Source organism: Streptomyces sp. NPDC001373 (assembly GCF_042895815.1).
Taxonomy (GTDB): domain Bacteria; phylum Actinomycetota; class Actinomycetes; order Streptomycetales; family Streptomycetaceae; genus Streptomyces.
The window spans coordinates 133,712-153,262 of sequence record NZ_JBIAWQ010000002.1; the positions used below are offsets into that span (position 1 = coordinate 133,712).

The 19,551-nt window shown below is 70.7% G+C and carries 14 protein-coding genes; 10 read left to right on the forward strand and 4 right to left on the reverse strand.

The annotated features are described in order from the left end of the window. Positions 1-29 precede the first annotated feature (29 nt). Together ACFY15_RS05970 and ACFY15_RS05975 are read right to left on the reverse strand one after the other, a co-directional pair. Entirely contained in the window at positions 30-1,523 is a 1,494-nt protein-coding gene (locus tag ACFY15_RS05970; protein ID WP_390686178.1) for a glycosyltransferase family 87 protein, read from the reverse strand. A gap of 86 nt (positions 1,524-1,609) precedes the next feature. Beyond that, a complete protein-coding gene (locus ACFY15_RS05975; RefSeq protein WP_390686179.1) occupies positions 1,610-4,177 on the reverse strand; it encodes a transglycosylase domain-containing protein in 2,568 nt (855 codons plus the stop codon). A gap of 272 nt (positions 4,178-4,449) precedes the next feature. Between ACFY15_RS05975 and ACFY15_RS05980 the strand changes: the two genes are divergently transcribed. From ACFY15_RS05980 to ACFY15_RS05990, 3 genes are all read left to right on the forward strand, one after another. Next, positions 4,450-5,052, forward strand: a complete 603-nt coding sequence (locus ACFY15_RS05980; RefSeq protein WP_390686180.1) for a helix-turn-helix transcriptional regulator — start codon at positions 4,450-4,452, stop codon at positions 5,050-5,052. 50 nt (positions 5,053-5,102) lie between these two features. Next, complete coding sequence (locus ACFY15_RS05985) at positions 5,103-6,185, forward strand: inositol-3-phosphate synthase (protein WP_390686181.1); 1,083 nt, start codon at positions 5,103-5,105, stop codon at positions 6,183-6,185. Between the two features lie 116 nt (positions 6,186-6,301). Further along, positions 6,302-7,558, forward strand: coding sequence for an MFS transporter (locus ACFY15_RS05990; protein ID WP_390686182.1), 1,257 nt, complete (start codon positions 6,302-6,304; stop codon positions 7,556-7,558). 72 nt (positions 7,559-7,630) lie between these two features. On the opposite strand, the gene ACFY15_RS05995 is transcribed toward ACFY15_RS05990, so the two are convergent. Further along, positions 7,631-9,082 carry a CCA tRNA nucleotidyltransferase gene (locus tag ACFY15_RS05995; RefSeq protein WP_390686183.1) on the reverse strand — a complete coding sequence of 484 codons (1,452 nt, stop codon included), beginning with the start codon at positions 9,080-9,082 and terminating at the stop codon, positions 7,631-7,633. Positions 9,083-9,278: 196 nt separating this feature from the next. Here ACFY15_RS05995 and ACFY15_RS06000 point away from each other — a divergent pair, with 196 nt between their 5' ends. The 7 genes from ACFY15_RS06000 to trxA all read left to right on the forward strand — a co-directional run bounded on the left by ACFY15_RS06000 (position 9,279) and on the right by trxA (position 18,772). Next, positions 9,279-11,546 (forward strand): DUF6049 family protein, encoded by a 2,268-nt coding sequence (locus ACFY15_RS06000; protein WP_390686184.1) that lies wholly within the window; start codon positions 9,279-9,281, stop codon positions 11,544-11,546. A 46-nt stretch (positions 11,547-11,592) separates the two neighbouring features. Continuing rightward, complete coding sequence (gene murJ / locus ACFY15_RS06005; protein WP_390686185.1) at positions 11,593-13,767, forward strand: murein biosynthesis integral membrane protein MurJ; 2,175 nt, start codon at positions 11,593-11,595, stop codon at positions 13,765-13,767. A 117-nt stretch (positions 13,768-13,884) separates the two neighbouring features. After that, entirely contained in the window at positions 13,885-15,600 is a 1,716-nt protein-coding gene (locus ACFY15_RS06010) for a protein kinase family protein (protein WP_390686186.1), read from the forward strand. Positions 15,601-15,625: 25 nt separating this feature from the next. Next, complete coding sequence (gene sigM, locus ACFY15_RS06015) at positions 15,626-16,327, forward strand: RNA polymerase sigma factor SigM (protein WP_390686187.1); 702 nt, start codon at positions 15,626-15,628, stop codon at positions 16,325-16,327. Continuing rightward, the gene (locus ACFY15_RS06020; protein WP_390686188.1) at positions 16,324-17,283 is read left to right on the forward strand and encodes an anti-sigma factor family protein; all 960 of its coding nucleotides are present in this window, start codon (positions 16,324-16,326) and stop codon (positions 17,281-17,283) included. Before sigM ends, ACFY15_RS06020 begins: the two co-directional genes overlap by 4 nt. Before the next feature lie 140 nt (positions 17,284-17,423). After that, complete coding sequence (gene trxB / locus ACFY15_RS06025; RefSeq protein WP_366454107.1) at positions 17,424-18,383, forward strand: thioredoxin-disulfide reductase; 960 nt, start codon at positions 17,424-17,426, stop codon at positions 18,381-18,383. 50 nt (positions 18,384-18,433) lie between these two features. Then, a complete protein-coding gene (trxA, locus tag ACFY15_RS06030; protein WP_042810505.1) occupies positions 18,434-18,772 on the forward strand; it encodes a thioredoxin in 339 nt (112 codons plus the stop codon). Between the two features lie 86 nt (positions 18,773-18,858). Here trxA and ACFY15_RS06035 read toward each other — a convergent pair whose 3' ends face one another. After that, a complete protein-coding gene (locus tag ACFY15_RS06035) occupies positions 18,859-19,482 on the reverse strand; it encodes a GNAT family N-acetyltransferase (protein ID WP_390686189.1) in 624 nt (207 codons plus the stop codon). Positions 19,483-19,551: the final 69 nt, after the last annotated feature.

The following is a 19,551-nucleotide window of genomic DNA, read 5'->3' on the forward strand; positions in this document are numbered from 1 at the left end:
GGACCCCGCGGGCACGCCCCGCGGGGTGGTCAGTGCCCTTGGTCCGGGTCCATGCCCCAGGCGACCCGCTGTCCTTCCGAAGGCGCCGCGTACCGCGGCGCCTTCGCCCTTTCCCCGAGCACGAAGACGTCCTCGGCCCCGTCCAGGACGCCGCCGGACGGGTCGTCCGAGCCGTCGCGCCGTACGACGTCGCGCTCGGGCAGCAGGACGTCCCGTACGACGACCGCGCACAGGTAGAGCGTGGCCGCCAGGTGGACGGCGATGGCCAGCTGGTAGCCCTCCAGCGGCAGCCCCTGGTGCTTGTCTCCGCTGGTCGTGTAGGCGAGGTAGAACCAGATGCCCAGGAAGTAGGCGATCTCGCCGGCCTGCCAGATCAGGAAGTCGCGCCAGCGCGGCCGGGCCAGCGCGGCGAGCGGGACGAGCCAGAGGACGTACTGCGGCGAGTAGACCTTGTTGGCCAGGATGAAGGCGGCGACGACCAGGAAGGCCAGCTGGGCGAACCGGGGCCGCCTGGGAGCCGTCAGCGCGAGCAGGCCGATGCCCAGGCACAGCAGCAGGGTCAGCCCGGTCGCGTACGTGTTGGCCCCCTCCAGCGGGTTGCCGGTGCGCTGGGAGATCAGCAGCCAGACGGAGCCGAAGTCGATCGGGCGTTCCTGGCTGAACTCGTAGAACCGCTTCCAGCCGTCCCAGGCGTAGAGCATGACCGGCAGGTTGACCACGAGCCACGAGACGACCGCGCCCGCCGCGGCGGCGCCGAAGGCCCGCCACTTCCCGGCCCGCCAGCACAGGACGAACAGCACGCCGAGCAGCAGCACGGGATAGAGCTTGGCCGCGGTCGCCAGGCCGATGAGGACGCCGCTCAGCAGCGGACGGCCGCGCGACCACATCAGCATCGCGGCGGCGGCGAGGGCGACGGCCGGCAGGTCCCAGTTGATGGTCGCGTTGAGCGCGAAGGCGGGGGCCAGGGCGAGCAGCAGGGCGTCCCAGGGGCGGCGCCGGTGGGTCCGGGCGACGCAGACGGCGATGACCGCGGCGCAGGCCATCAGCATGCCCGCGTTGACCATCCAGTACATCTGCTCGCGGTGCTGGATGGCCCCGGACGAGGGGGTCAGCCAGGAGGCCACCTGCATGAAGGCCCCGGTGAGCACCGGGTACTCCAGGTACTGCATGCCCCCGTACTTCGGGTCGACCGCCAGGTCCGGGAACCGGTCGCGGTAGGGCACGAGGCCGTCGGCGAAGCCGCGGGCGGAGTACAGGTGCGGGATGTCGGAGTAGCAGGCGTGGGTGTACTGCGAGCCCGCTCCCTGGAACCAGGCCCAGTCGTAGCAGGGCAGCTTCTGCACCATGCCGAGCGCGAACATGCCGAGGGCCACGAGAACCACGACGCGGACGGGGGTCAGCCAGTGGCCGCCCAGCCGGGCGTACCGGCCGGCCGGCCCGCCGATGAGTTCGCTGCCGGCGGCGGCCACCTCGTCCTGCTGCGTGGGCAGGACGGGCGACTGGTCCTCGTGCACCTTGGTCATGGGCTCATCCTGCCGTACCGGCCCGGACACGGGGGAGGGCCGCCGCACGGTGTGCGACGGCCCTCGGTGGTGCGGGCGGGGCGGGGTCAGCCCTGGGTGCCCATGATGCTGCCCCAGGTGGTCGTACCGCCCTGGCGTCCGGGGCGGCCCGTTGCGGGCGGGGAGGGCTGGTCGGTGGTCCCTCCCGTGTCACCGCCCGCTCCGGTGCTCGTACCGGCCGCGGTCTGCGGGTCGCACAGGTTCCAGGGCCTGGGCTTGCAGGGCTTGCCCCCCTGGGACGGGGAGGGCGACACGGACGTGGACGGGGAGGTCGACGGCGAGGCCGACGGCGATCCGGACGGCGACACGGACGCCGAGGGGGTCGGCGAGGGGGCGCCGGCGGCGTCGGCGACGACGCCCAGGTCCTGGGCCTCCGGGAAGTCCTTGACCGGGGTGCCCTTGAGGGCCTCGCGCATGTACTCGGTCCAGATCACCGTGGGGATGTCACCACCGTGGATGGAGTCGACACCGCCCACGTGGTTCATGGACATGAGCTTCTTGTCCTTGGAGTTCGGGTCGTTGCGGAAGAGCGTGACCGAGGTGGACAGCTCCGGGGTGTAGCCGACGAACCAGGCCGACTTGTTCTGGTCGGTGGTACCGGTCTTGCCCGCGGCGGGCCGGCCCAGCTTCTTGGCCTTGGTGCCGGTGCCGTTCTCCACGACGTTCCGCAGGACCTTGGTGATGTTGTCCGCGACGGAGTTGTCCATGGCCCGGGACTCCTTGGGGGCCTGGAACCCCGGCACGTCCTTGCCGTCCTTCTTGACCTGGAGCACGGAGAAGGGCTCGTGGTGCGTCCCGGACGCGGCGAAGGTGGCGTAGGAGTCGGCCATGCGGATGGCGCTGGGCGTCGAGGTGCCGAGGGCGAAAGACGCGTTGTTGTTCTCGTCCATCGACTCCTCCAGGATGCCGGTGGACTTCGCGACCTGGCGGACCTTGCTGTGGCCGACGTCGAAGACGAGCTGGGCGAACGGGACGTTGATGGACTTCTCCATCGCCTCGTTCAGGGTCACGTAGCCGTACGGGTACTCGCTCTCGTTCTTCTGCTTGAACGGCTGGCCGTCGGGGCCGAGCAGCGGCTTGCCCGAGCGGTCGTTGATCACCGTGAGGTCGTTGGCGTTGTACTTGCTCATCGCCGAGATGCCGGAGCCCTTGGAGTTCTGCGTGCCGTACTCCATGGCCGCGGCCAGCACGTACGGCTTCCAGGTCGAGCCGACGGGGACGCCGGAGGTGTTGGCGTTGTTGGCGAAGTACTTGTGGTCCCAGCCGGGGCCGCCGTAGAGGGCGACGATCGCGCCGGTCTTCACGTCGACGGAGGCGGCCCCGAACTGCACGAAGGTGTCGTACTCCGGCCGCTTCTTCTCGTCGAGGAAGTCGTTGCGGGTGTCCTCGACCGCCTTGGACAGGGCGTCCACCTTGGGCTTCTGGAAGGTGGTGCGGATGGTGTAGCCGCCGAGGGCCATCTTCTCGGCGCTGATGTCGGCCGTCTTCATCACGTACGACTTGGCCACCTCGACGAGGTAGCCGGTCTGGCCGGACATGCCGCTCGCCTGGGCGAGGTCGACCCGGGCGGGGAATTCCTTGTACTTGTCCCGCTCGGACTGCTCCATGCGGTGCACGGCGACCTCGCGGTCGAGCACCCACGCCCAGCGCGCCCGGGCGCGCTTCTCGTTGGCCTCGGGGGTGGCCGCGGAGCCGATGCCGCCGTCCGGGTTGTAGAGGTTGGGGCCCTTGAGCAGGGAGGCGAGGAAGGCGCTCTCGGACGGGTTGAGGTCCTTGGCGTCCTTGCCGAAGTAGGCACGGGCGGCGGCCTGGATGCCGTAGGCGTCACGGCCGAAGTAGGCCGTGTTCAGGTAGCCCGCGAGGACGTTGTCCTTCTCCTCGGTGGCACCCAGCTTGATCGCGATGAAGAGCTCGGTGACCTTGCGCTTGAGCGTCTGCTCGGAGTCGAGGTAGGTGTTCTTGACGTACTGCTGGGTGATGGTGGAGCCACCCTGGGTCGAACCACCCGTGGCCATGTTCACCACGGCGCGGGCGATACCCATCGGGTCGACGCCTTTGTCCGTTTCGAAGGACTCGTTCTCCGCCGCGATCACGGCATTCCGCATGGAGACCGGAATCTGGTCTATCGGGATGATCTGCCGGTTCGTGGACCCGCCGGTGGCGACCATCTGAGAGCCGTCGGCCCACTGGAAGACGTTGTTCTGTGCCTTGGCCGCCTTGTTCGCGTCCGGGGTGCCGACCATGGCGATGCCGACGCCGGCCCCGGCGATGACGACGGCGAAGAAGCCGAGGATGCTGCCGGTCACCAGCTTCCAGGAGGGCACGAACCGCTTCCACCCGGCCTTTCCGGCACGGGGGTAGTCGATGAGCCGCGTGCGGCCGTCTCCCCCCTTCCCACCTGGGCGTCCTCGGCCGGGGGCGGGGCGCTGGGCACCCCGGCGGGCGTCGGTGCGGCTGCTGTGGGCACTCTGGTCCGCGTAGGGTCCGCCCGGCGGTGCGGCGGGGAGGTCCCGTCCGGGACCGGGGCCCCGGCCGGGGCGCGGCTGGGCAGCCCGGCGGGACGCGGCGCGGCCGCCGCCCTGGGGCTGCGGCGGTTTGCGGCGGTGCTCGCTCATCGAACGACTACTCCTCGGGCAGGCGAGTGGCCTGGAAGCGGCAGGTGATTCCGGTTCCCCCCGGTGGTCCTTCCGCACAGCCTACGCACGGCCAAAACCCAATGAGTGCCGAAGTTCACCCCAAATCAGGCAACTTGCATCGTATGAATTGGTGATGTGACGCCGGTCACCATGTCTTGGCTTGTCGCCGGGAGCGCCCCGATCTATGGTCTGGATGTATCGAGCCGATACATCAGCTCGACATAAACTCCGAGGCAGAGAGGAGCAGGCGGATGAGCAGACGCTCCGGCATCCTCGAGTTCGCCGTGCTCGGCCTGCTTCGCGAATCCCCCATGCACGGCTACGAGCTCCGCAAGCGGCTCAACACCTCGCTGGGGGTATTCAGGGCGTTCAGCTACGGGACTCTCTACCCCTGCCTGAAGACGCTGGTCGCCAACGGCTGGTTGATCGAAGAACCGGGGCACGCCCCGGAAGACGCTCTCGCCGCTTCACTCGCAGGGCGCCGCGCCAAGATCGTCTATCGGTTGACGGCAGCAGGTAAGGAGCACTTCGAAGAGCTCCTCTCCCACACCGGCCCCGACACATGGGAGGACGAGTCCTTCGCCGCCCGCTTCGCCTTCTTCGGCCAGACCGAACGGGAAGTGCGGATGCGCGTGCTGGAGGGCCGTCGCAGCCGGCTGGAGGAGCGCCTGGAGAAGATGCGCGCCTCGCTCGCCCGTACGCGGGAGCGCCTGGACGACTACACGCTCGAGCTGCAGCGGCACGGAATGGAATCCGTCGAGCGTGAAGTGCGCTGGCTGAACGAGCTCATCGAGAGCGAGAGGGCGGGACGGGACCAGAGACGACCCGGTCCGCCCGACGAAACAGCAAAGTGAGACCTGCATCTCGCAGGCCTCGTTCCGAGAATAAACAGGGAGCAACCGGAATGGGTTCGGTTCGCGTAGCCATCGTCGGCGTGGGCAACTGCGCCGCCTCGCTGGTGCAGGGCGTCGAGTACTACAAGGACGCCGACCCGGCCACCAAGGTCCCGGGTCTGATGCACGTCCAGTTCGGCGACTACCACGTCCGTGACGTCGAGTTCGTCGCTGCCTTCGACGTCGACGCGAAGAAGGTCGGCCTGGACCTCTCGGACGCCATCGGCGCCAGCGAGAACAACACCATCAAGATCTGCGACGTCCCGAACAAGGGCGTCACGGTCCAGCGCGGCCACACCCTCGACGGTCTCGGCAAGTACTACCGCCTGACGATCGAGGAGTCCTCCGAGGCCCCGGTCGACGTCGTCCAGGTCCTCAAGGACCGCGAGGTCGACGTCCTGGTCTGCTACCTCCCGGTCGGTTCCGAGGAAGCGGCCAAGTTCTACGCCCAGTGCGCCATCGACGCCAAGGTCGCCTTCGTCAACGCCCTCCCGGTCTTCATCGCCGGCACCAAGGAGTGGGCCGACAAGTTCACCGAGGCCGGTGTCCCGATCGTCGGCGACGACATCAAGTCCCAGGTCGGCGCGACCATCACGCACCGCGTGATGGCCAAGCTGTTCGAAGACCGCGGCGTCCGCCTCGAGCGCACCATGCAGCTCAACGTCGGCGGCAACATGGACTTCAAGAACATGCTCGAGCGCGACCGCCTCGAGTCGAAGAAGATCTCCAAGACGCAGGCCGTCACCTCGCAGATCCCCGATCGCGAGCTCGGCGAGAAGAACGTCCACATCGGCCCGTCCGACTACGTCGCGTGGCTCGACGACCGCAAGTGGGCCTACGTCCGCCTCGAGGGCCGCGCCTTCGGCGACGTCCCGCTGAACCTCGAGTACAAGCTCGAGGTGTGGGACTCCCCGAACTCCGCCGGTGTCATCATCGACGCCCTGCGCGCTGCGAAGATCGCCAAGGACCGCGGCATCGGCGGCCCGATCCTGTCGGCCTCCAGCTACTTCATGAAGTCCCCGCCGGTCCAGTACTTCGACGACGAGGCCCTGGCCAACGTCGAGAAGTTCATCAAGGGCGAGGTCGAGCGCTAGTCGCGCCGCCGGTCGGGTCCAGGGTCCCCCGGGACACCTGCTCTTCGACGGTTCTTCCACCGAGGGTCTCCGGGCTATGTGTCCGGAGACCCTCGGTGTATGTGACCCTTGCCCACATGCCCGTCGTACGTGATCTGCGCGTACTCCTGCGCCGGAGGGACTTCCGCAACCTGCTCGCCGTACGGCTGCTGTCCCAGGCCGCCGACGGGACGTACCAGGTCGCGCTGGCCACCTATGTGGTCTTCTCCCCGGAGAAGCAGACCTCAGCCGCGGCCATCGCCTCCGCGATGGCCGTACTCCTGTTGCCCTACTCCTTCATCGGCCCCTTCGCCGGAGTGCTGCTCGACCGGTGGCGCCGCCGCCAGGTCTTCCTCTACGGCAACCTGCTGCGGTCCCTGCTCGCCTGCGGTACCGCCGTACTGATCGTCGCGCACGTCCCCGACTGGCTCTTCTACGGCTCGGCCCTGTCCGTGACGGCCGTCAACCGCTTCGTCCTCGCCGGACTCGCGGCCTCCCTGCCCCATGTCGTGGACTCCGACCAGTTGGTCACCGCGAACGCCCTCTCGCCCACCGCCGGAACGCTCGCGGCCGTGGCCGGCGGAGGGCTGGCCTTCCTCGTCCAGCTGCTCGGCTCGGGGTCCAACGCGCTCGTCGTCCTGGTCGGGGCCGGCCTGTACCTGTGCGCGGGGCTGGTGGCGCTACGGCTGGCCATCGGCCTCCTGGGGCCGGACCACCCTCCCGGCCGCACGCGCCCGTCGATCGCCGAAGGGGTCGCCCTCACCGTCCGCGGCATGGTCGAGGGCTTGCGGCATCTGGCCGGGCGGCGGGAGGCGGCCCGGGCCCTCACCGCCATGACGCTGATGCGCTTCGCGTACGGGGCCCTCACCGTGATGCTCCTGATGCTCTGCCGCTACGCGTGGTCGGAGAACGAGTCGGACGGCCTGGCCCTGCTGGGGATCGCCGTCGGGGTCTCCGGGGCGGGCTTCTTCGCGGCCGCCGTGGTCACCCCCTGGATGGTCGGCCGACTGGGACCGCTGCGCTGGATCACCGTCTGCGCGGCCGGCGCCGCCGTCCTCGTACCGGCCCTCGGCCTCTTCTTCGCCCCGGAGCCCATGCTCGTCGCGGCCTTCGCCCTCGGTGTCGCCACGCAGGGGGCCAAGATCTCCACGGACACCGTGGTGCAGTCCCGGGTGGACGACGACTACCGGGGCCGGGTCTTCTCCGTCTACGACGTGCTGTTCAACGTGGCGTTCGTCGGGGCGGCCGCGGTGTCCTCACTGATGCTCCCCGCCGACGGCCGGTCCGCGGCCCTGCTCCTGGCCACGGCCCTGATCTACGCCGCCACGGCGGTGTTCCTCCACCTGAAGCGGTGACGGGGTCTGTTTCACGTGAAACGGTCCCTGTGTTTCACGTGAAACATCGACCCCTCCCGGCCGCCGCGACCGTCAGCCCTGGGCAGCCTGCTCGGCCCACCACTGCCTGAGGGCCGCCACCGCCGCCTCGCGCTCCATCGGGCCGTTCTCCAGCCTGAGGTCCAGCAGGAAGGCGTAGGCCTTGCCCACGGCCGGCCCCGGAGCGATCTCCAGGATCTGCTGGATCTCGTTGCCGTTCAGGTCCGGGCGGATCGCGTCCAGCTCCTCCTGCTCCTGGAGCTGCGCGATCCGCTCCTCCAGCCCGTCATAGGTGCGGGAGAGCGCGTTGGCCTTGCGCTTGTTGCGGGTGGTGCAGTCGGACCGGGTCAGCTTGTGCAGCCGGTCCAGGAGCGGCCCCGCGTCGCGGACGTAGCGCCGCACCGCCGAGTCGGTCCATTCGCCGTCACCGTAGCCGTGGAAGCGCAGGTGCAGCTCCACCAGCCGGGACACGTCCTTGACCATGTCGTTCGAGTACTTCAGCGCCGTCATGCGCTTCTTGGTCATCTTCGCGCCCACCACCTCGTGGTGGTGGAAGGAGACCCGACCGTCGCTCTCGAAGCGGCGCGTGCGGGGCTTGCCGATGTCGTGCAGCAGGGCGGCGAGACGCAGGACCAGGTCCGGGCCCTCCTCCTCCAGCGCCATCGCCTGCTCCAGGACGATCAGCGAGTGGTCGTAGACGTCCTTGTGCCGGTGGTGTTCGTCACTCTCCAGCCGCAGCGCGGGCAGCTCCGGCAGGACCCGGTCGGCGAGACCGGTATCCACCAGGAGGGCCAGGCCCTTGCGCGGGTGGGCGGAGAGCAGCAGCTTGTTCAGCTCGGCCTGCACCCGCTCAGCCGAGACGATCTCGATCCGGTCGGCCATCGCCTTCATGGCCGCCACGACCTCGGGGGCGACCTCGAAGTCCAGCTGCGCCGCGAACCGGGCCGCGCGCAGCATGCGCAGCGGGTCGTCGGAGAAGGAGTCCTCCGGGGTCCCGGGCGTCCGCAGCACGCCGGAGGCCAGGTCCTCCAGACCGCCGTGCGGGTCGACGAACTCCTGCTCCGGCAGGGCCAGCGCCATGGCGTTGACCGCGAAGTCCCGGCGGACCAGGTCCTCCTCGATCGAGTCGCCGTAGGAGACCTCGGGCTTGCGGGAGGTGCGGTCGTACGCCTCGGAGCGGTACGTCGTCACCTCGATCTGGAAGCCTTCCTTCTGGGCACCGACCGTACCGAAGGCGATGCCGACGTCCCAGACCGAGTCGGCCCACGGCCGCACGATCTTCAGTACGTCCTGGGGACGCGCGTCGGTGGTGAAGTCGAGGTCGTTGCCGAGACGCCCGAGCAGCGCGTCGCGTACGGACCCTCCGACCAGGGCGAGGCGGAAGCCCGCCTCCTGGAACCGGCGGCCGAGCTCGTCGGCGACGGGAGCGACCCGCAGCAGTTCACTGACCGCGCGGCGCTGCACCTGACTCAGGGCACTGGGGTTGTCTTCATTGGCGTTCGGCACAACAGAAAAGGGTACGTGGCCCGCCCGGCCGGGGCCGCCCGGTTTCGCCCGGGAAGCAGCGCTGCGGCCCGGGAACCGGAACGGATCCGGAACCGATCTTGTGGAGCAAGGCGCGGCACTCGCGCACAGCGCGCCTCGTTACCATGCGAGGACGCAGAACCGACGACCACTGACACTTCGAGGGACTGGTGAGCGCGTGGCCGAGGCGGCAGACATCCAGGGGGCGGCCCCCGCCCCCGCCCGGCGCCGATGGCTGCGGCGGGCGGTCGTCCTGCTGAGCGGGACGCCGGTGCTGGCTGCCCTCGTCTACGCCCCCGCCCCCACCGCGCAGGCCGCCGATTCCCCCGTCGACGTGCAGCTTTCCGAGGTGTCGCCGAGCGCTCCGGTCAAGAGCGACACGCTGACCATCCAGGGGACCGTGGTCAACAACGGCCGCGAGACGATCAAGGGAGCCCACGTCGGGCTGCGCGTCGGCCCCATGGTGGGCGACCGATCGGCCATCGACGAGGTGGCGGACCGCAAGGGCTTCCGGCCCGGGGCCGACCCGGGGGAGATCGACCCGGCCTTCGCCGTGAAGATCGACTCCCTGCCCTCGAAGGTGGGTCAGCCCTTCACGATCAAGGTGCCGGTGAACAAGCTGGACCTGGGCGCCGACGGCGTCTACCAGCTGGGCGTCTCCGTGTCCGGGACCACCGACAGCCGCCCGTCCGAGCAGGTGCTCGGCATCCAGCGGACCTTCCTGCCCTGGCAGCCGGACCCGGCCGCCAAACGGTCCTCCCTCACCTACGTCTGGCCGCTGGTCTCCACGACCCGTGTCACCGCCGAGACCGGCTCGGACGAGGTCCAGACCCCGGTCTTCAAGGACGACTCCCTGGCCGACGAGCTGCGGCCGGGCGGACGGCTGGAGCGGATGGTCTCGCTCGGCAAGGACCTGCCCGTCACCTGGGTCATCGACCCCGACCTGCTGGCCACCGTGGACGCGATGACCAAGGGCTACCGGGTGCGCAGCGCCGACCCGGACGGCAAGCCCGTCCAGGGCCGGAACAAGGCCGTGGCCGAGCAGTGGCTGAGCTCCCTGGAGAGCGCCGTACAGAGCAAGAAGGTCGTCGCCCTGCCGTTCGCCGACCCCGACATCGCCTCCCTCGCCCACCACGGCAAGGACGTCTCCGGCACACTGGGCCAGCTGCGGCCCGCCACCGACAAGGCGAAGCAGGCCGTCGAGACCGTGCTGCACGTCACCCCCTCCACCGACTTCTCCTGGCCCGTGGACGGCGCGATCGACCCGTCGATCGTGAACGTGGCCACCTCGGCCGGCGCCCACAATGTGCTGACCCGCAGCGACAGCCTCCAGGAGACCGGCGCCCTCGGCTACACCCCGAGCGCCGCCCGTCCCATCGGCGCGGGTACCACCGCCGTGGTCGCCGACGCCGACCTGTCCACCGCCTTCGAGGGCGACATGGCGAGCGCCGGGAACTCCACGCTCGCAGTGCAGCGGTTCCTCGCCCACAGCCTGGCGCTCAACCTCCAGCGCGGCGACGAGCCGCGTAGCTACGTGGTCGCGCCCCAGCGCCGGCCCTCCACCACCCAGGCGGAGTCGATGGCCACCGCACTGCGCGGGCTCCAGGCCGCACGCTGGACCCAGCCCTCCGACCTGGAGGCGGCGGCCGCCGCCAAGCCCGACCCCGGAGCCGCGACCCAGGTCCCCGGCGCGGGCCAGTACCCCGAGGCCCTGAGCCGGCAGGAGCTCCCGGTGTCGGCGTTCGAGAAGATCCGCACCACCCAGAGCACCCTCGACCGGTTCAAGGTCATCCTCACGGCACCGGACCGGGTCGAGATCCCCTTCGGCAACACCACCAACCGAGAGATGTCCACGTCCTGGCGCGGCCGCCCCGAGGAGGCCGACCGCTACCGCGACGAGGTCCAGTCCTACCTGCTCGGGCTGACCGACAAGGTCAAGGTCATCCCCAAGTCCGACGCCACCTTGTCCGGACATAGCGCGACGATCCCGGTCAGCGTCCAGAACAGCCTCGTCCAGGACGTACACAACCTTGTACTGAGGGTGAAGTCCGCCAACCCGACCCGCCTGATGTTCGGCGACAGCGGCGAATCGGAACAGGAAGTCACCGTTCAGGGCGGCCACAGCCAGACGGTAAAGTTCACCGCCAACGCCACCGCAAGTGGTCCGGTCGAGGTCACCGCGCGCCTGTTCACCAAGGACGGCGTGCCATACGGCAAGGAACGCAAGTTCACCGTCGAGGCCACCGAGATCACCCCCACCGTCATGCTCGTCATCGCCGGCGGTGTGCTCCTCCTGGTCCTGGCCGGCATCAAGATGTACGCCAGCCGCAAGCGGGTCGCCGCCCGCGCGGCCGCCGAGGAGAGCACGCAGCCGAGTGACGGGACCGCGGACACCGGACCGCAAAGCACAGAGGGGTCCGGAACGGGTGAGACAGTGGACCGTTGAGCGATGCCGTGGCCGGTCGGCCTGGGGACGATGAGGTGGGGTTGCGATGAACGCGCCGTACGACGGTGACCGCGCGCAGGGCGCGGGCGGGCCTGGGCCCGCCCAGGGCACTGCCCCCGGCACTCCGGTGCCCGGGCAGGTTCCGCCGCCCGCGGCCGCGCCGGAGCACGACCCGTACGTCCAGGACGCCTACGACCGCGACCCGTACCGGTCGCAGGACCTGTCGGCCCAGGACCCCGTCGCCGAGGTCCTCTACGACCGCGCCTCGCACCCCCCGCCGCCGCCGGGCACCTACCAGGAGCCGGGTCCGCTGTACGCCGCGCCCCAGGCGCCCTCGCACGGTCCCGACCCGCGCGTCTGGGCCCAGACCCCGCCGCCCGAGCCGGACGGCCCGTCCCGCCACCTGCCGTACGGCGACCACGCCTCGACGACGCAGTTCGTCGGGGTGGACTCGCTCGTGACCAGCGCCTCCGACGAGCAGCCCGAGCCCGACGCCTTCACGCACCTCTACCGCGACCAGCAGGCAGCCCCCGGCGCCCCCGCCGAGGAGGCCCCCGTCGCGGCCCCGGCCCCGAGCAAGCCCGCCGGCAAGGCCGCCAGCCTCCTCAAGTCCAGCGCCCTGATGGCGGCCGGCACGATCGTCTCCCGCATCACCGGCTTCGCCCGCACCCTGATCACCGCGGGCGCCATCGGCGTCGCCTCCCTCAACGACTCCTTCCAGGTCGCCAACACCCTGCCGACGATGATCTACGTCCTCGTCGGCGGCGGCGCCCTCAACGCGGTCTTCATCCCGCAGCTCGTGCGCGCCATGAAGAACGACGACGACGGCGGCGAGGCCTACGCCAACCGCCTGCTCACCCTCGTCATCACGCTGCTCGGCTCGGTCACCGTCGTCTGCGTCCTCGCCGCCCCGATCTTCATCCGCATGATGTCGCCGACCATCGCCGGCGATCCGAAGCGCCTCGACGTCGCCGTGGCCTTCGCCCACTACTGCCTGCCCACGATGTTCTTCATGGGCGTCCACGTGGTGCTCGGTCAGATCCTCAACGCCCGGGGCCGGTTCGGCGCGATGATGTGGACCCCGGTCCTCAACAACATCGTCATCATCGCCACCTTCGGCGCCTTCATCTGGGCCTTCGGCGGGTTCACCACCTCCGGGGTCTCCGAGGCGACCATCACCCCCGAAGGCGTCCGCCTCCTGGGCATCGGCACCCTGCTCGGCCTCGCCGTCCAGGCCCTCGCGATGCTGCCCTACCTGCGCGAGACGGGCTTCAAGCCGCGCCTGCGCTTCGACTGGAAGGGCCACGGCCTCGGCAAGGCGGTCGGCCTGGCGAAGTGGACCTTCTTCTTCGTCCTCGCCAACCAGATCGGCTTCGTCGTCGTCACCCAGCTCGCCACCGCGGCCGGCACGGCCGCGGAGAAGCTCGGCCACGGCGGTACCGGCATCACCGCCTACCAATACGCGCTCCTGCTGTGGCAGATGCCGCAGGCCATCATCACCGTGTCCGTCATGACCGCCGTCCTGCCCCGGATCTCCCGGTCCGCCCACGACGGCGACGCCGCCGCGGTCCGCGACGACATCTCCTACGGCCTGCGCACCTCGGCCGTCGCCATCGTGCCCTGCGCCTTCGCCTTCCTCGCGCTCGGCGTCCCGATCGCCACCCTGCTCTACGCCAGCGCCGGCAAGGACGCCGTGAACATCGGCTACATGCTGATGGCCTTCGGCCTCGGCCTGATCCCGTACTCCGTCCAGTACGTGGTCCTGCGCGGGTTCTACGCCTACGAGGACACCCGGACCCCCTTCTACAACACCGTCATCGTCGCGGCCGTCAACGCCGCCGTCTCGGCCCTCGCCTACTTCGTCCTGCCCGCACGCTGGGCTGTCGTCGGCATGGCCGCCGCCTACGGCCTCGGCTACCTGGTCGGCGTCGGCGTGGCCTGGCGCCGCCTCAAGGCCCGCCTCGGCGGGGACCTCGACGGCGCCCACGTGATGCGCACCTACACCCGCCTGATCGGCGCGTGCGTCCCGGCCGCCGCGGTGGCCGGCGCCGCCGCCTACGGGGTCATGCAGGTCCTGGGCAGCGGAGCCCTCGGTTCCGTCGCCGCCCTGGTCGCCGGAGGCATCGCGCTGGGGGCCGTGTTCCTCCTCGCCGCCAAGCGCATGCGCATCGAAGAGCTCAACTCCATGGTCGGAATGGTCCGCGGCCGACTGGGTCGCTGATGCGCACAACCGTCGGGCCCCATCGTGTGTCGTGCATAGCGCCGGACTGTGGGCACAATTGGCATGGCTTCGCAGACTGGCCGACAGCGCGCAACGGATGGGGAGGCAGGGACGACGGTGGCGGAACGTAGCACAGCTGCCGTCGACGTGGCCGACAACAGCGGCGACCAGCCGCTGGCCGCAGATGCGGCCAAGGCCACGGCCGACGGGGTGGACACCCAGAACGGACGAGCCGCGGACGAGCCCATGCCCGAGAAGGACGGCGAACGCAGAAGCGCGGCACCCGTGGCCGCGCCCGAACTCCACAGCGGCCACAAGCTCGCGCGGCGCTACCGCCTCGAGGAGTGCGTCACCCGTCTGGACGGATTCAGCAGCTGGCGCGCGATGGACGAGAAGCTGCGCCGCGCCGTCGGGGTCCACCTCCTGCCCGCCGACCACCCCCGGGCTCGCACCGTCCTGGCGGCGGCCCGCTCCTCCGCCCTGCTCGGCGACCCCCGGTTCGTCCAGGTCCTCGACGCCGTCGAGGAGAACGACCTCGTCTACGTCGTCCACGAGTGGCTGCCGGACGCCACCGAGCTCACGGCCGTCCTCGCCGCCGGCACCCTGGAGCCCCACGAGGCCTACCAGCTGGTCAGCCAGGTCTCCCAGGCCATGGCCGCCGCGCACCGCGAGGGCCTGGCCCACCTGCGCCTGACCCCCAGCGCGATACTGCGGACCTCCACGGGCCAGTACCGCATCCGCGGCCTCGCCGTGAACGCCGCCCTGCGCGGCATCACCAGTGACACCCCGCAGCGGGCGGACACCGAGGCCATCGGCGCACTGCTGTACGCCGCCCTTACCCAGCGCTGGCCGTACGAGAACGACGCCTACGGCCTGCGCGGGCTGCCCAAGGGCGTCGGCCTGCTCGCCCCCGACCAGGTCCGCGCCGGCGTCCACCGGGGCCTCGGCGAGCTCGCCATGCGCGCCCTCGCCAACGACGGGGCCACCGCCTCCCGCCAGGAGCCGGCCTGCACCACTCCGGAGGAGCTGGCCAAGGCCGTCGCGGCGATGCCCCGCATCAAGCCGCCGGAGCCCGCCTTCACGGCGCCGCCGGAGTACCAGCACACCACCTACCAGCAGGGCAGCTACGGCCGCCCGGCTCCCGTCGGCATGCCCACGACGCCGATCACGGTCCCGGTGCCCCCGCCGCCCCCGCTGCAGAGCCGTACGGGCCGCGCCCTGAAGTGGGGTGTCGCCGCCCTCCTGATCGCCGCCCTGGGTCTGGGCAGCTGGCAGCTTGCCGACGCCCTCCTGGGCCACGGCAAGCAGAACAACAACGAGACGACCCAGCCACAGCAGCAGGGCCCCGCCCCGGAGAAGAAGGACCCCGCTCCGCTCGCCGTCAAGGACGCGAAGGAGTACGCCCCGGACGGCGTCCCGCAGAACGCCGCTGACGTCGGCAAGACGTACGACGGGGACACCTCCAGCTACTGGCGGACCAAGAGCTTCTCCGACGGCCCGAAGATCGTGATCAAGGAAGGCGTCGGCATCGTCTACGACCTCGGCTCCGAGCAGGAGGTCAGCGAAGCCTCGATAGGGCTCAGGCACGCGGGCGACCACACCACCCTGACGCTGTACGCGGTCGACGGTCTGCAGCCCAAGACCAGGCTCGCGTCGATGAAGAAGATCGCGGGCACGACCACCAAGGTCAACAGCGCCAAGCTGACCACGGACAAGCCGGTCAAGACGCGCTACGTGCTCCTGTGGATCACCGAGATGCCATACGCGGGCTACGACGACTACAGCGGCGCCGGCTACAAGCAGGGCATCACGGACGTGAAGTTCAAGGGCTGACGCACGGCAGGGGAGGGGCTCACCGTTGGACGAAGCCGCAGCCGGCGACCGCAGCGACCAGGAACTCCTGGCCCTGCACGTCGCCGGGGATCCGGAAGCCTTCGGTGAGCTGGTGCGGCGGCACCGCGACCGGCTGTGGGCCGTCGCCCTGCGGACCCTCGGCGACCGGGAGGAGGCGGCCGACGCCGTCCAGGACGCCCTGGTCTCCGCCTACCGGGCCGCCCACACCTTCCGCGGGAACTCCGCGGTGACCACCTGGCTGCACCGGATCACCGTCAACGCCTGTCTGGACCGTGCCCGCAGGGCCGCCTCCCGCCGGACCGCGCCCCTGGACGACACGGAGCGCCTGGAGCGCCTCCTGGAGCCGCACGAGTCCGCCGAGGCCCCCGCCGAACGCCACGACCTCCACCGCCAGCTCCTGGCCGCCCTCGCCACCCTCCCGGCCGACCAGCGTGCCGCCCTCGTCCTCGTCGACATGCAGGGATACCCCGTCGCCGAAGCCGCCGCAGTCCTCGACGTCCCCGTCGGAACGGTCAAGAGCCGGTGCGCGCGCGGCCGGGCGAAACTCCTCCCGCTCCTCACTCATCTGCGCACGAATGCCGGGGATAACACCGCCACCGAGCGGGCAAGGAACCGGACGCCGGGGGCACCCGTCCCATCTGCGGCAGACCCCAGGCATCCCGAACCGGACCCAGACCCTGTGAAGGGCGGAGGTGGACGACCGTGACCCCGACAACCGGCACCGCCGGCACGATCCGGCACCCGGAGGTCTCGGAGATCTCCGACCTGACCGAAGGGCTCCTCTCCCCCTCCCGCACCGCCGAGGTCCGCCGCCACCTCGCGGACTGCGCCCTGTGCGCCGACGTCCTGGCCTCCCTGGAGGAGATCCGCTCCCTGCTGGGCACCCTGCCCGGACCGCCGCGAATGCCCTCCGAGATCGCCGGACGCATCGACGCGGCCCTCGCCGCCGAGGCCCTGCTCGACTCCACCTCGTCCCGGGCCGAGGCCCCCTCCGCCCCCGAACCGCGCGCCTCGGACGATGTTTCACGTGAAACAACGCCCGGCACCCCGGGCCGGACCGAGGCCCGCCGGCCGGCCGGTCACCCGTCCGGCTCAACCGGGCCCGGCCGTCGCCGCGCCCGCCGCCGGATCGCCGTCCTCGCCGGCCTGGCCGGGGCGGCCGCCTGCGCACTCGGCGTCCTCCTCTTCAACGGGCTCACCGGAACCGGCGCCCACGACACCGCCACGAGCAACAACACCGTGCGGGCCGCCGGCTCGGCCGCCCCCGGCGAGTACACCGCCCAGGGACTCCGGCAGAACGTCCACCGGCTCCTGGCCGCCGGCCCTGCCGCGAACGCTCCCGAGACGGCACCCGGGGACACGAACCGGACCATGCAGCTGGACAACCCCTCTCCCGGGCTCGCCCCCGCCGAGCGGCCGGGCTCGCCGGAGCCGGCCCCGGCCGCGGTCCCTGCGTGCGTCCAACGGGCGACCGGCCGCACCGAGGCCCCCCTCGCCGCCGAACCGGGCCGCTACCAGGGCACACCGGTCTACCTCGTCGTCCTGCCCCATACCCAGGACCCCGCCCTGGTGGACGCCTACCTCGTGGCCTCCGGCTGTGCGGACAACCCCTCCGCGACCCTGGAAAAGCCACTTCTCACCCAGACCTATCCCCGCAGCTGAAGGACTTCGCGCGCGGCGCATTCCTAGGCAGAGGGTGACGGCAGGGGAATGCACGCGCCGTAGGATCCGTTGGGTGGGGTGAGAGTCCGCACCGGCCCCCGGTAGGCAGCACGAAGTCCGCAGAGACGAGGAAAGAACCCGTGAGCGACGTACGAAACGTGATCATCATCGGCTCCGGGCCGGCCGGTTACACGGCCGCCCTGTACACCGCACGCGCTTCGCTCAACCCCCTGGTCTTCGAGGGTGCCGTCACCGCCGGCGGCGCGCTGATGAACACCACCGAGGTCGAGAACTTCCCCGGCTTCCGCGAGGGCATCATGGGCCCGGACCTCATGGACAACATGCGTGCGCAGGCCGAGCGCTTCGGCGCGGAGCTCGTCCCGGACGACGTCGTCTCCGTGGACCTCACCGGTGAGATCAAGACCGTCACCGACACCGCCGGCACGGTCCACCGCGCCAAGGCCGTCATCGTCACCACAGGCTCCCAGCACCGCAAGCTCGGCCTGCCCAACGAGGACGCGCTCTCCGGACGCGGCGTCTCCTGGTGCGCGACCTGCGACGGGTTCTTCTTCAAGGACCAGGACATCGCCGTGGTCGGCGGCGGCGACACCGCGATGGAGGAGGCGACCTTCCTCTCCCGGTTCGCCAAGTCCGTCACGATCGTCCACCGCCGTGACACCCTGCGCGCCTCCAAGGCCATGCAGGACCGCGCCTTCGCCGACCCGAAGATCAGCTTCGCCTGGGACAGCGAGGTCGCCGAGATCCACGGTGAGCAGAAGCTCTCCGGTCTGACCCTGCGCAACACCAAGACCGGCGAGACCTCCGAGCTCCCCGTGACCGGCCTGTTCATCGCCGTCGGACACGACCCGCGCACCGAGCTGTTCACCGGCCAGCTCGACCTGGACGACGAGGGCTACCTGAAGGTCGACGCCCCCTCGACGCGCACCAACGTCACCGGTGTCTTCGGCGCCGGCGACGTCGTGGACCACACCTACCGCCAGGCGATCACCGCCGCCGGCACCGGCTGCTCCGCCGCTCTCGACGCGGAGCGCTTCCTGGCCGCCCTCTCGGACGCCGAGCCCGCCGCCGCGACCGTCTGACCCCGCACCACCCCCCCTACACCCCACCCGCAGGAAAAAAGGAGGCCGCTGTGGCCGGCACCCTCAAGAACGTGACTGACGCAGACTTCGACGCCGAGGTCCTGGGCAGCGACAAGCCCGTGCTCGTGGACTTCTGGGCCGAGTGGTGCGGTCCGTGCCGCCAGATCGCCCCGTCGCTGGAGGCGATCGCGGCCGAGTACGGCGACCAGATCGAGATCGTCAAGCTCAACATCGACCAGAACCCCGCCACGGCCGCCAAGTACGGCGTCATGTCCATCCCGACGCTGAACGTCTACCAGGGCGGCGAGGTCGCCAAGACCATCGTCGGCGCCAAGCCGAAGGCCGCCATCCTGCGCGACCTGGACGGCTTCATCCAGGTCAAGGCCTAAGAGCCGGCCCCGGTGCAGCCGGGGAGCACGTGAAGAACGGGGCCGCCCCTCCGGAGGGGCGGCCCCGTTCTCGTGTCCTGCGATCCTCACAGGGGCCGCAGCACCGGTTCCTTCCGCGCCCTCGCGCCGCCCAGCAGCCGGTCCAGAGCCAGCTCCACGTCCTCCTTCCACGACAGCGTCGTGCGCAGCTCCAGCCGCAGCCGCGGATGGGCCGGATGGGGACGGACGGTCTTGAAGCCGACCGACAGCAGATGATCGGCCGGCAGCAGGCACGCCGGCCGCTCCCAGCGGGCGTCACCGAAAGCCTCGATCGCCTTGAAGCCCCGCCGCAGCAGGTCCTTGGCCACCGTCTGGACCATCACCCGCCCCAGACCCTGCCCCTGATAGCCCGGCATGATCCAGGCGGTGATCAGCTGCACTGCGTCGGGCGAGACCGGGCTCGTCGGGAACGAGGCGGCACGCGGGACATAGGCGGGCGGCGCGTAGAGGACGAACCCGACCGGAACCTCGTCCACGTAGACCACCCGGCCGCAGGAGCCCCAGTCCAGGAGGACGGCGGAGATCCAGGCCTCCTTCTCCAGCTCCGCGGTGCCCGCTTTCACAGCGGCCCCGCCGGTGACGGGATCCAGCTCCCAGAACACGCAGCCCCGGCAACGCCTGGGCAGGTCCTGGAGGTTGTCCAGCGTGAGCGGTACGAGCCGACGACCCATGACGGCATCGTAACCACTGCCCCCCGCTTCTTCGAGGGTGGCTCGAGAAGCAGGGGGCAGCGGCGACGA

Bases quoted from the DNA above. Each gene is read 5' to 3' on its own strand.
- ACFY15_RS05970 (WP_390686178.1), bottom strand. From the start codon at position 1,523: ATGACCAAGGTGCACGAGGACCAGTCGCCCGTCCTGCCCACGCAGCAG.
- ACFY15_RS05975 (WP_390686179.1), bottom strand. From the start codon at position 4,177: ATGAGCGAGCACCGCCGCAAACCGCCGCAGCCCCAGGGCGGCGGCCGC.
- ACFY15_RS05980 (WP_390686180.1), top strand. From the start codon at position 4,450: ATGAGCAGACGCTCCGGCATCCTCGAGTTCGCCGTGCTCGGCCTGCTT.
- ACFY15_RS05985 (WP_390686181.1), top strand. From the start codon at position 5,103: ATGGGTTCGGTTCGCGTAGCCATCGTCGGCGTGGGCAACTGCGCCGCC.
- ACFY15_RS05990 (WP_390686182.1), top strand. From the start codon at position 6,302: ATGCCCGTCGTACGTGATCTGCGCGTACTCCTGCGCCGGAGGGACTTC.
- murJ (WP_390686185.1), top strand. From the start codon at position 11,593: ATGAACGCGCCGTACGACGGTGACCGCGCGCAGGGCGCGGGCGGGCCT.
- ACFY15_RS06035 (WP_390686189.1), bottom strand. From the start codon at position 19,482: ATGGGTCGTCGGCTCGTACCGCTCACGCTGGACAACCTCCAGGACCTG.